This is a genomic window from Rapidithrix thailandica (assembly GCF_039710355.1).
GTDB lineage: Bacteria > Bacteroidota > Bacteroidia > Cytophagales > Flammeovirgaceae > Rapidithrix > Rapidithrix thailandica.
The window spans coordinates 138,647-151,487 of the sequence record NZ_JBDKWZ010000009.1 but is presented as its reverse complement, the minus strand read 5'-3'; the positions used below and the strand labels follow the sequence as shown (position 1 = coordinate 151,487).

The window sequence follows — 12,841 nt, the reverse complement described above, 5'->3', positions numbered from 1 at the left end:
CTTCAAATTCTTATTAAATCCATTTTGCCAACACTTCTTGTTGAAAGGCCTTTGGTGTCAAACCACATTTCCGTTTAAAGAAACGGGAAAAATAGGCAGGGTCTTCATAGCCGAGTTCCAAGGCTACTTCAGCCATACTCAGATTTCCTTGTACCAATAGCCTTTTCGCTTCTAAAATAATCCGTTGAGCAATGACCTCCGAGGCCGGCTTGTGCAAGGTGGCTTGGCTGATACGATTCAGCTGTTTGGTCGTAATACACATTTTTTCAGCATACGTTTTAGGTAATTTCTGTTGTGAAAAATGCAATTCAATCAATTGCTCAAATTCCATTAATTGATTGAAATAATGATTTTTGGAATCGGCTTCTGCTTGCTGGGGGTAATACATCCGGGATAACTCGATGTACAATACATCGATGAGCGAACAAAGCTTTTGCTGTTTAAACAGACCTTCTCCCCTATGTTCTTCCAAGATTTCCTCAAACAGGCCTTTGATTTTAGCCGACTTACTATAGATGGCAGGTGTGTTTTGGTTTAAATAGAAAAAAGGGTAATCCGCAGTTTTTTTATGGCTGTAGGTCAATTCGTAAAACTCTTTGGTATGAAAAAAAATATACCCTTCAATATTCCGGGAAAAGCGCCAATTGTGTACCTGTCCGGGTTTTAATAAAAAAATACTACCCGGCATTATGGCATATTCCGTAAAGTCAATTTGATGTTTGCCATAGCCTTGGGTAAACAATACCACCATATAAAAGTCATGCTTGTGGGGTTTGCTGATAAAATGATGCGCTTCCAAGTGTTTTGTAAAATTATTGGCATAAAAACTACGGTCCAGTTGAAAATCCTGAAACTGTTCTATGCAATATATGGGTGGCTTTTTCAATCTCTTATCGCTTGGGTTCTCTTTTTTTGTTCTTCATATTTTGTCCTAAAAGTACTAATTTTTGTCATTTTATGCCCCAATTAGCACGACTATACCCTCTACTTTTGCTTAAAATTACAAGTCACAGAGTTATGAAAATAGTCGATATATTAACCGGACGTTGCCCCAATTGCCAAGGGGATGCAATTTTTCCTAACAAAAGCTTGTTTAGTTTCCGTTTTAAAAAAATGCATGACAAATGCACCAAATGTGGAAACCACTATTCCAAAGAACCAGGCTTCTTTATGGGGGCAATGTATGTGAGTTATGGCATTGCCGTGGCCGAATGCATTATTGTCTATCTACTCAGTAGTATGCTTTATGAGTTTGAAGCATTTGATATTAATCTGTTGATTATTATCGGGGTAATGATTTTACTATTATTTCCATTTAATTTTCGAATGTCAAGGATCATCTGGATCTATATGTTTAGTTAATTTAACAGCCTTAACAAACTGTTATCTGTCCCTTCATGTGTTGAAAAACCGTGAAGGGATTTTTTTTGGCCATGGCGTTTAAACCTTACAAGGTGAATTTCATCTAAGAGAAAAAACCATCGCTATGAAGCCAGAAACAAAAACCCAAGTACCCTATATCACCCACCTTGCCCAACGGGCAGGATTTGGCCTATCCGCCCGGGAATTTGCCCGCATGCGGAATTGGAAACCCTCCAAATTGCTCAACTTCCTCTTAAAAGATGCCAAGGATTTTTGCCCCCTGGAAGTACTTCAACAAGACGACATCCGGCTATTGGTACAAAAAACGAACAACAAAGCCCTGCGAAACCAACGGAAAAAACAATCGAAAGAGAAAATCAAAGAATTGAACCTGCAATGGATACAACGGATGGCCGGAGGTCAGGGGAGGCTCCGGGAAAAGATGACGCTGTTTTGGCACAACCATTTCGCTTGCCGGAGTAACAATGCCCATCTGGTACAAATGCAAAATAACACCTTGCGCAAATATGCTTTGGGCAACTTTGGACATCTTTTGCTGGCTGTTGCCAAAGACCCGGCCATGTTGCAGTTTTTAAACAACCGGCAGAACCGCAAGGCCCATCCCAATGAAAATTTTGCCCGGGAACTCCTCGAATTATTTACTATAGGGAGGGGCCATTATTCGGAAGAGGATATTAAAAATGCAGCCCGTGCCTTTACCGGATGGACATTTGATCAGGAAGGTAAATTTGTGTTCCGTAAGCGCCACCACGATTTTGGAAAAAAGGATTTTATGGGAAAGCGAGGGAACTTCGGTGGAGAGGATATTTTACAAATAATATTGGAAAACCGGAATACCGCTCGATTCATTACGGAAAAAATTTACAAGCACTTTGTCAACCATGTTCCGGAGCCGGAGCATGTGCAATCATTAGCAAAAGCATTTTACGAAAGTGAATACGATATAACCCGGTTACTCAAAGCGGTTTTTTCGGCAGATTGGTTTTACGATACAAGCAACAGAGGCAATTTTATCAAATCACCGGTAGCCCTTTTGGTTGGTTTACAAAGACACCTGAATCAAACATTCGAGCCGGAAGAAATAACACTTTTTCTACAGAAAGTACTTGGGCAATTACTATTTTACCCTCCCAATGTGGGAGGATGGCCGGAAGGCCAAGCCTGGATTGATAGTTCCAGCCTTACCCTTCGCTTGAGCTTGGCGGGCTTTTTCTTAAATCAACGGCCTTTGCAAGTCACTTCCAAAGAGGATGGGGATATGAACGGCTTAAAGTTGAAACGTAAATTCCAACAAGCCCGGCTTGCGGTAAACTGGAAAGAAATCACTTCTTTCTCCTCTTCGAATACATCAGAAAAACGGCTCTACCAAACCAGCGAGTTTTTGCTTGGACACCTCCCTGATGAAAAAACACTTCAACTCCTCAATGCCTACGTTGAAACGAATGCTTCTTCGGAAGAAGAAAAGGCCAAGCTTATGTTTGTTTCATTCATGTCACTGCCAGAATATCAACTTTCATAGTTTATCAGTTCAATTTTCAGATATTGCTATTTTTCTCATGAAAACCTATACAAACCGCAGACGCTTCCTCAAAAACAGCGCACTTGCCACTGCAGGCGCCTCGCTGATTCCCGGCTTTTTGAAAGCCTTCGAAAGGCAACAACTTTCCCCTGCTCCTCATGAGCGGGAAAAAATACTGGTGGTCGTTCAACTGTCCGGTGGAAATGACGGGCTCAATACCGTAATCCCATATCGCAATGATATTTATTACCGTAGCAGACCGAACATCGCGCTCCCCAAAGAAAAAGTCTTAAATTTAAACGGTGAACAAGGGCTACATCCTTCACTTCTTCCCTTAAAACGACTGTATGATCAGGGTTGGCTTTCCATCCTCAATGAGGTAGGGTACCCCAATCCAGACCGTTCGCACTTTCGCTCCATGGATATTTGGCAAACCGGCAGCAGTGCTTCGGAATATTGGAATACCGGCTGGTTGGGGCGTTATCTGGATGCCTGTTGCCAAGGCCATCCCCACCAAGCCATAGACGTGGACGACACCTTGAGCCTGGCGCTAAAAGGCAAACAAGTAAAGGGATTGGCGATGCACGATCCTAAAAAACTCTCCAGGATGGTACAACAAGAACATATTCAAACATTGACGACTCATTATAAGGAAAAGCCTCCACACGATAATACGAACCTGCATTACCTCTATAAAACGCTGAGCGAAACGGTTTCTTCGGCTGAATACCTGCAAGAAAAGGTTAAAAAAGCCAAGTCTTCACAAGACTATCCTCAAAGTGCCTTTGCCAAAAACCTGCAAACCATTGCTCAACTGATCAATGCCGGAGCCAGCACCAAAGTATATTATACTTCCCTTTCGGGCTTTGACACGCATGTCAACCAAGATATAAGACAAAAACGCATGCTGGAAAGCTACGCATCGGGAATAGAAGCTTTTGTAAAAGACTTGCAACAAGGAGGAACCTTTGAAGAGGTATTGATTTTGACCTTTTCGGAATTTGGCCGGAGAGTAGAGGAAAATGCCAGTAAAGGAACTGACCACGGCACGGCCAATAATTTGTTTGTCATTGGAAAATCATTAAAACAAGCCGGTGTTTACAACCCGGCCCCCAATCTTACCCAGTTGGATCATGGCGACCTAATCTACTCCATTGATTTCCGGGAAGTATATGCAAGCATTTTGGAAAAATGGCTGGATTTGCCGGGAAAACAGGTCTTAGGAAGGGCTTTTCAGCCTTTGAATTTTTTATAATAGTAATTGGGTAACAAAGTTCAAAAATACAGCGATTCATATTTTGCCTTTTAATTGGTATTAGTATATTCGCGCCATATTAACAAAAACAATAACCCTATACTATGAAAAGTACAATTTATCATTCTTTGTTATTCCTGACTCTTATCAGTACCTTATTAGTCTCTTGCTCTGACGATGACGATGGGCCTCAACCTTTAGTTGTTTCTTCTGACAATTACCTCCCAAATTCAGCAGGGAGCTATTGGAAATATGATGCCACCTCAATACCAGACTATACGTTAACTTCCACAAATAATGTAAAAGAAATTGATGGAAAAATGTATAGAGAATTCTTACGGAATTCTAATGATCATACTACTCCTTCCTATTTGCGATTTGAAAACGGGGAATATTGGGGATTTGCGGATTTGGCTGCGATGAGTCAATCACCTACAAAAATAGAAAACTTTAAGATGATCCTTTTAAAAGACAATGCTGAAGTCGGCCATCAATGGGAACATACCTTTGATGCGAACAGTAATGGCATGACTCTTAAAGTTACCTATGCTTTTGAAATTTTAGAAAAAGGAATTTCCAAGACTGTTAAGGAAACAACTTTTGAAGATGTAATCGTCCTACAAATGAAATCCTCTTATGAAGCTGCCGGACAGACGATACCTATGAGTACGGATAAACAATACTACGCCAAAGGAGTGGGATTAATTAAAGTAGAATCTCCTGCCTCCGGAACCGTGGAATTGGAAGAGTATAAAATTGAAAAAGAATAGCCATCAATACATTCGAAAAAAAGCGCCTGGGAAAATTCTTTCCAGGCGCTTTTTTATTGGGCTAACCAGGAAGTGTCTAAAGGTTAAACATTTCTCCACTTGTTCGCCCACGATCTCCTGGATTTTTTTCGTAATTTTCCCTTTTTAAGAACCACAAGCATACAGATAGACAATGATTCGGAAATTGGAAAACCGGGACATCAATGAGGTGCTCAGCATTTGGCTGGAAGCCTCCTTTATTGCCCATCATTTTATTCCCAAACACTTCTGGGAAAGCCAGGTGGAACCCATGAAAAACCTGTACATACCCCATTCGGAAACCTGGGTGTACGAAGAAAATGAAAAAATACTGGGCTTTGTATCGTTGAACAAAGGAGAACTTGCGGCTATATTTATCGATCCTTCCCAACAGAAAAAAGGGATTGGCAAAGCCTTGCTCACCCAAGCACGGTCCCTTAGAGAAAAACTCACCTTAAAGGTTTTTAAAGAAAATACGGCTGCCAAAGCATTTTATCTAAAACAAGGCTTTGTAGTTACTTCCGAACAAACAGACCCGATGACAGGCCATCCGGAATTGGTCATGACTTGGGAAAAAGCGTGATTTACGACAAGGAGACTATCTTTTGCGAGAAGCGGCTCAATAGCCACTTCTCGCCGGGCAAAATGCATCTTTTCCCCGATCCTGCCTTAAAGCTTCTCAAGCTGCTATATCTTTGTGGCCGCAAAACAATAAACAATGGATAGAATACAAACTCTTTTAGACAACATTGATTCCATCCGAAAGGAAGTATTGGAACATGCCCTTTACAAACATATTCATCAAGTAGAGGATGTCAACCGGTTTATGGAAGCACATGTATATGCCGTATGGGATTTCATGTCTTTGTTAAAGGCCTTACAAATAAAATTGACTTGTACTACTGTTCCTTGGATTCCGAAAGGCAATCCGATGACCCGGAAACTGATCAACGAAATCGTACTGGGTGAAGAAACGGATATCTCCATGGATGGCCGGCCGGCCAGTCATTTTGAGCTATACCTGGAAGCCATGCGGGAAACCGGAGCTGAGACCAAAAAGGTGGAACAGTTCATCCATGCCATCGAACAAGGAAGCAGCTTGGAAAGCAGTTTGAAAGCAGTAGGCCTAGCCCGGGAAATAGCCGATTTTATCAATTTTACGTTCGAAATTATTGCTTCGGACAAGTTGCATTGTATTGCCGCAGTATTTGCTTTTGGCCGTGAAGATTTGATTCCGGACCTGTTCACTTCCATTATCAAGGACTTGAACCAGGATATATCCGTTAACCTTTCCAAACTGCTCTATTACCTGGAAAGACATGTAGAATTAGACAGCGATGAACACGGACCAATGGCCATGCAGATGATCGAAGAGATATGTGGAGACGATGACAAAAAGTGGGAAGAAGCTACCGAAGCCAGCCTTCGGGCCTTGCAACAACGCAAATCGTTATGGGATTATATAGTCAACGTTATTCGAGAGCAAAACACCCTTGTTGCAGAATAACTCCATAGTTAAACAGCCTCCCGGATCCATTCCGGGAGGCTGTTTAACTATGGTTCATAGTGCCCTCATTGCTAAACTTCCTTGTCTGTAGCTTTATTGAGTTTATTTGCCAAGGCTATAATCTCCTCTTTCTTGGCCAAGGCTTCCCGCCAAGCCAAAGGAATTTGGTCCAATCCGTATAAAATACCGGCCAAACCTCCCGTAACGGCACCAGTAGTATCCGTATCATCTCCCAGGTTTACAGCTTTCAACACCGCTTCCTTATAGGAAGAAGTGGTCAACAAGCACCAAAGGCTGGCTTCCAAGGTATGTACAACATAGCCACTGCCACTGATTTCTTGTATCGGTTTGTCAGCTAATTTTCCATCCAGTACTTTCGAAAAAATGCTGACTTCCTTCGCTACAATTCCCCTCCGTTCAACAAAGGCCTTTGCTTTCTCACAAGTCAGTTCATAAGCTTTTACTTTAGAATTTCCGGCTAATAAAGCTAATGCGTAATCCATAAAAATTTTACAGGCAATTACAGAACGGATGTGTGCATGTGTAAGGGACGATACTTCTCGGATAAGTTCAAACTGCCTCTCTTCATCCGGTTGATTTTTTAGATAAAATGCTAACGGCAATATTCGCATCAGAGAACCATTTCCATTCTCATCTTCATACATTCCTCCAGCCAAATCCGGCCGAATACCTCTTTTTAAGCGGTTGATTGACGATTGGGTCGTCATACCGATATCGAAGACACGCTCATGAGCCGTCCAATAGGCCTGGTCTCTCCATTGGATAAATTTACCGGCGATATCCTTCAGGTCATATCCTGAAATTAAACTGTCCGCCAAACAAAAAGTCAATGAGCTATCATCAGACCAGGTTCCCGCCGGTTGGTGATGGCTACCATACTCCCGCATCCCGGTTACCGGATCGCTTTGCAACACTGCCCGGCTCATAAACTCCACAGGCACTCCCAAAGCATCGCCCACTGCCAGTCCCAACAAGGCATCCTTTACTTTATTCATACAATAAGAATTCATTGAGAATCAATTACTACTTCTCCTTCTAAAACAAGGAAAAGCTATTTCTACCAGCCAAAAGTAATCATCATTTAAAGGAGTTGTATTCCATAAGCTAACTATTTATTTCAGAAACTGACACTGACAATTTCTGTATTTTCAATTTCTTCTAGCCATTAAACTCTCTACTAGATAAAAGCCCTGGCACGAGGCATTTTACCGAAATTTGCTATAACTTCACACCTTATACTCAGGCCAATAGAGTGATTTGTTATCGACAACAAACAAGTTAAAAAGATGAAAGATTTATTGAGAAACGCGGCATTCTTGCTGGCTCTTTTTGTAGTCTCTTGCACACAACCCGTACAATTTAAAGTCTTGCAATTTAATATTTGGCAAGAAGGCACTGTGGTAAAAGACGGCTATGAAGCCATCGTTGAGGAAATTATCCGTACGGATGCAGACTTCATCACACTGAGCGAAGTCCGGAATTATAAAGATACCCGTTTTTGCGACCGGATTGTCCAATCACTGAAAGAAAAGGGGAAGATCTATTACTCTTTTTACAGCTATGATTCGGGAATTTTGAGCAAGTATCCCATCGAGGATAGCGTTACGGTATTTCCGGAAAAAGACGATCATGGAAGTATTTACAAAGCGGTAGCAGATATGAACGGTCAAAAAGTAGCTGTATATACAGCGCATTTGGATTACAGGAATTGTGCTTTGTACTTGCCTAGGGGGTATTCCGGTACAACCTGGGACAAACTGGATTCGGTGGTAACAGACCTGGATACGATATTGGCTGACAACATGGCTTCTCAACGGGACGATGCCATCCGGTTATTTGTAAAGGATGCACAACAGGAAATTGAAAGAGGAAGCATTGTTTTGTTAGGGGGAGATTTTAATGAGCCTTCGCATCTGGATTGGACGGAAGCCACCAAAGACTTATTTGATCACCAAGGGCTCGTAATACCTTGGACCGTTACAAGCTTACTGGAAGAAGGAGGATATGTGGATGCTTACCGCGAATTGTATCCGAACCCGGTCAGCCACCCCGGATTTACCTTCCCGGCTGATTGCCCGCATGTGGACATCAAAAAACTGGCCTGGTCTCCGGATGCCGATGACCGCGACCGGATTGACTTTGTCTTTTACCAACCTTTTGCAGGATTGAAATTGAAAGACATGCAAATTCTGGGGCCTAAGGGTTCGGTAGTATACGGAAAGCGGGAAGAGGAACAAACCCAAGACCCGTTTCTACTTCCATTGAACGTATGGCCTACCGACCACAAAGCACTACTGGCTACTTTTGAGTTACAACAATAGAGTTGCCCTATCCCAATAAAAACAGCAAGTCCCATCCGGTAAAAAGAATGGGACTTGTTTATGTAATTTTCTCCTATCAGGAACTCCTATTTTGCCGTTGAAAACAACTGCGGTTTAAATGTAATCATCGTCCAGGCCCATTGGTTGAGTTTGTCATATGCTCCTGCATTGTTTTTCAAAGCTTTCATCGATTCGGTAGCAAACAGCTGCGAATACCCCAAATGCCAAGTGACGGCATCCATTAGTTTTAATTGGTACACCAAATCCACTTCGGCTCCCAAACCCCTGGATAAATTCTTTCCCGGGTCGGTCACATCCAATACCTCCACCGCCGACATAAAATAATGCCCGTGAATATGGAGCACTCCCTTTCCTATCTTCACTTTGGTTTTCACAAAGGGATCAAACAGGCCTGCAGTATTACCCGCTTGCGCATGGTTATTTCCCACATAGAAATAATCCATAAAGCCGTAGAATTTGTGGTTTGTGCCATAAAGCGGAGTAAAAGCATTCTGGTCCTTATCTCCGGCCTTGGTTCCAGAGAGGTAGTCAGCTCCCAAAGTAAGCAACAAAGCCCCCACCGGGAAACTTCCGCTGAGGGAAAGCATAAAAGCCTCCACATTCCGTTTGTCGGCATTTTTTCCAAGTTGGTAGTAAAACTCCCCTTCCAGTTTTACTTGTCCGAATTTCCGGTGGGCCGCTCCCCCAAGCGTTTGCATAAACTGTACGGTAGTATCCGTTGTTTGATAGCCACTGTTTAATGCCAGTATAGAAAAAGCCCCGGTATCACTTTCCTTATTTAACCAGATATATTGTATGGTTTTATAATTATTGATTCCTTCATAATAGGTTCCACTCAATCGTCCGGGCTCAAAAATATCCCCTTGATTAAAAGCCCCTCCCATATGAAGACGCAAACCTTTCTCAACATTTTCAAATTTCAAAAGAGCTGCATCATGGCTCCGGCTTTGTTGTGCCCATCCCAAGTTCCCCATGATACGGGCATTGTCATAGTCGATTTCCTGCCGTCCTACTTTAATCGACCATTTGGGGCTGAAAAAGTACTCTCCGTAAGCCTCATGCACATTGGTCAGGCTGTGTTCGTCTGTTTTATACACCTGACTGGTATTTCCCCACAACCGCACATCCTGTAAATTAAATTGCAAGTGAAACTTTTCCTGCTTGAAGGCCACATACAACCTCGAACGTTGCTCCACAAAAAATGCCGGATCGGCTTTTTCAGGACGTAAGGTTTTAAAGCCATTTCGAAATTCGGCCCGGGGTCTGATCTCTCCGGTTAGCGAAAATTGAGCCTGGGAAACAGTAGTGAATCCGAACAGGAACCCACTGATACAGAGCAAGATTTTGAATTTGTAAATTTTACTCATAACTTTTTATAAGTTAAAAAAAGAGAAAAGATACTTGGGCATAACAAAGGTTTTTTAAAATTTATATTGGTAAAATGACCCAGGTCATAGTTCTTCATTTTTGAACTTCTATTATTAGGGATATACAATTTACCCTGGTCATTTAGCCCTAAAAACCAATAATTAGTTCGGTGAAAACTGACGATGAAGGAGGGAGTAATGAAATGTAAGATTGTTTAAAGATACGGAACGGCTGTTCATTATCCAACATCCATCTTATCAATGAAACAGGCAACATCTTTACAAGAAAAAATATGTATCAACAATTACTCAAGTGCTGGTATAAAGTCTCAAGTATTCACGGAGTAACAGCTTAAAACCTAATCGAAGAAAACCATGAGTAGAAAAGAAGCCAAGAATCTCCAACGCAGGGAGTTCATCAAGCTCTCTACCGGAGCTATTGCCGTTACCGGAATGGCCCTGAGTGGTTGGGGAGTCACTGAATTGATAGTAGACGAAGGTCCGGTGGAAAGTTGGCATAAGTCCGTGTGCCGTTACTGTGGTACAGGCTGTGGTGTGAAACTCGGATTAACGAAAGGTAAAGTCGTACGGGTCAAAGGCGATACGGCCGCTCACAATAAAGGAGTCATTTGTATCAAAGGTTCTACCCTGGCAGACTTAACTCAATTGGAAGGCAGACTAACCGTGCCGAAAATCCGCACGGAAGGGCGCCTGGTAGAAACCACTTGGGAAGCTGCGATGGACTTAATTGCCAGTAAGTTTAAAGAGAACATAGAGCTTTATGGTCCGGATAGTGTGGCTTTCTACGGATCGGGACAATTGTACATTGAAGAAAGCTACACGGCCAACAAACTGTTCAAAGCCGGAATCGGTACTAACAACGTGGACGGCAATCCCCGGTTGTGTATGGCATCGGCAGCGGTAGGGTATACGCAAACCTTCGGCAAAGACGAACCTCCGGGCGCTTATGCGGACATCGACCACGCCGATTGTTTCTTTTTGATGGGAGCAAATATGTACGAATGTCACCCACCGCTATGGGAACGGATGATGATCCGGAAAAAATCTCATCCTCAAACGAAAATCATTGTAGTGGATCCCCGGAAAACCAAAACGGCCGAGCATTCCGATATTTTTCTACCGGTATATCCCGGCACCGATTTATTGCTTTTAAATGCCATGGCTTATGTAATCGTGAAGGAGGGCTGGTATAATAAGACCTTTGTCAAGGAACATATTAACTTTCACAATGGACAAAGAGAAGTAGATTTTGCTACCTATATACGCTTTTTGGAAGATTATGCTCCTGAAAAAGTAGCGAGAAAACTAGGCATTCCACCCCGGCAAATCGAAGAAGTAGCCCACTGGTTTGCCACCTCCCAAGCTACTATGTCCATGTGGACTATGGGTGTAAACCAACGAACACAAGGAGTCTTTCTCAACAATACCCTCAATAGTCTGCATCTGATTACCGGGCAAATCTGCCGGCCGGGGGCTACCCCCCTTTCCCTTACCGGACAAAGCAATGCCTGTGGAGGCGTGCGGGACACGGGTTCCCTCTCACATATACTACCGCATGGCCGTATGGTGGCCAATGCCCATCACCGTCAGGAAATGGAGCAACTTTGGGGGGTTCCGGCCGGAAGCATCAGCCCTAAACCCGGATACGATGCGGTTAACTTATTCAAAGCCATGGGCGAAGAAAAAGTGAAAGCCGCCTTGGTGATGTGCACCAATCCGGCCCAGTCCATGCCCAATCTTGCCGAAGCAAAAAAAGCGATGGAAAAATGCTTTTTGGTAGTGGCAGATGTTTTTGAGGATACGGAAACCACAAAATTAGCCGATGTGGTTCTTCCTGCCGCATTGTACCTTGAAAAGGAGGGAGTATACGGGCAATCCGAAAGAAGATACCAGTTGATAGAAAAACTCATGGACCCACCCGGACAAGCAAGAAGTGATTTCGATATTTTGGTAGACTTTGCCAAAAGGTTAGGATATGGTAATTTGATTCAATATTCCACTCCTGCGGAATGTTGGGAAGAATATAGAAACCTGTCGGCTGCCAGCAAATATAACTTCAAAGGCATTACCCGTGAGCGCTTGCAAAAAGAACGGGGCATCCAATGGCCTTGTCCGGATGAAAACCACCCGGGCACCGTCCGAAGATATATCCAGGGAGACCCATTTGTACAAGAAGGTAGAGAAATTCAGTTTTATGGCAAGCCGGACCACCGGGCAGTCGTATTCTTACGGCCCTATATTCCTACACAACAGCAATTATCCGAAGAATTTCCGTATTACCTGACTACCGGCCGGGTGGTAGAACAATGGCATACAGGTACTATGACTGACAAGATCCCCGCCTTGTCCGAAGGAAGTGGCCGGGGAGTATTTGTATTACATCCCTCTGATGCTAAAAAACTACAAGTCGCGGAAGAGGATTTGTTAGAAGTCAGCAGCCAATACGGTTCCATGAAAGGGAAGGTAAAGATTTCGGAAAATGAGACGCCCGGAGTCATTTTCGCAGCTTTCTTTGATAACAAGTTTCTGATCAATCTGATCGTGGCAGATAATTACGACCCTGTCTCCAAAGAGCCGGAATACAAAGTCACCGCCGTTTCCGCAAAAAAATATACCGAGTTTTCTACCGAAATTTAGA

Annotated in this window: 11 protein-coding genes; 8 read left to right on the top strand and 3 right to left on the bottom strand. The window is 43.0% G+C overall.

Translation table 11 applies throughout. The features are described 5' to 3' along the window. Window positions 1–13: 13 nt before the first annotated feature. Window positions 14–886 (bottom strand): helix-turn-helix domain-containing protein, encoded by an 873-nt coding sequence (locus AAG747_RS16650; RefSeq protein WP_346822334.1) that lies wholly within the window; start codon window positions 884–886, stop codon window positions 14–16. Between the two features lie 131 nt (window positions 887–1,017). On the opposite strand from AAG747_RS16650, the gene AAG747_RS16645 reads away from it, so the two are divergent. From AAG747_RS16645 to AAG747_RS16620, 6 genes are all read left to right on the top strand, one after another. Further along, window positions 1,018–1,362, top strand: coding sequence for a DUF983 domain-containing protein (locus tag AAG747_RS16645; RefSeq protein WP_346822333.1), 345 nt, complete (start codon window positions 1,018–1,020; stop codon window positions 1,360–1,362). Between the two features lie 124 nt (window positions 1,363–1,486). Beyond that, window positions 1,487–2,902, top strand: a complete 1,416-nt coding sequence (locus tag AAG747_RS16640; protein WP_346822332.1) for a DUF1800 domain-containing protein — start codon at window positions 1,487–1,489, stop codon at window positions 2,900–2,902. 37 nt (window positions 2,903–2,939) lie between these two features. Then, complete coding sequence (locus AAG747_RS16635; RefSeq protein WP_346822331.1) at window positions 2,940–4,157, top strand: DUF1501 domain-containing protein; 1,218 nt, start codon at window positions 2,940–2,942, stop codon at window positions 4,155–4,157. Window positions 4,158–4,261: 104 nt separating this feature from the next. Then, entirely contained in the window at window positions 4,262–4,927 is a 666-nt protein-coding gene (locus AAG747_RS16630; protein WP_346822330.1) for a hypothetical protein, read from the top strand. 172 nt (window positions 4,928–5,099) lie between these two features. Continuing rightward, the gene (locus AAG747_RS16625) at window positions 5,100–5,528 is read left to right on the top strand and encodes an N-acetyltransferase (protein ID WP_346822329.1); all 429 of its coding nucleotides are present in this window, start codon (window positions 5,100–5,102) and stop codon (window positions 5,526–5,528) included. Window positions 5,529–5,663: 135 nt separating this feature from the next. Further along, on the top strand, window positions 5,664–6,452 hold the full coding sequence (locus AAG747_RS16620) for a DUF3050 domain-containing protein (protein WP_346822328.1): 789 nt from the start codon (window positions 5,664–5,666) through the stop codon (window positions 6,450–6,452). Window positions 6,453–6,523: 71 nt separating this feature from the next. Here the strand turns inward: AAG747_RS16620 and AAG747_RS16615 are convergent, their stop codons facing one another. After that, window positions 6,524–7,468: an ADP-ribosylglycohydrolase family protein gene (locus tag AAG747_RS16615; protein WP_346822327.1), complete on the bottom strand. Its 945-nt coding sequence runs from the start codon at window positions 7,466–7,468 to the stop codon at window positions 6,524–6,526. A 291-nt stretch (window positions 7,469–7,759) separates the two neighbouring features. Here AAG747_RS16615 and AAG747_RS16610 point away from each other — a divergent pair, with 291 nt between their 5' ends. Continuing rightward, window positions 7,760–8,794, top strand: a complete 1,035-nt coding sequence (locus AAG747_RS16610; protein WP_346822326.1) for an endonuclease/exonuclease/phosphatase family protein — start codon at window positions 7,760–7,762, stop codon at window positions 8,792–8,794. An 86-nt stretch (window positions 8,795–8,880) separates the two neighbouring features. Here AAG747_RS16610 and AAG747_RS16605 read toward each other — a convergent pair whose 3' ends face one another. Beyond that, window positions 8,881–10,182, bottom strand: coding sequence for an alginate export family protein (locus AAG747_RS16605; protein ID WP_346822325.1), 1,302 nt, complete (start codon window positions 10,180–10,182; stop codon window positions 8,881–8,883). Between the two features lie 375 nt (window positions 10,183–10,557). Here AAG747_RS16605 and AAG747_RS16600 point away from each other — a divergent pair, with 375 nt between their 5' ends. Beyond that, window positions 10,558–12,840, top strand: a complete 2,283-nt coding sequence (locus AAG747_RS16600) for a molybdopterin oxidoreductase family protein (protein WP_346822324.1) — start codon at window positions 10,558–10,560, stop codon at window positions 12,838–12,840. Window position 12,841 lies beyond the last annotated feature (1 nt).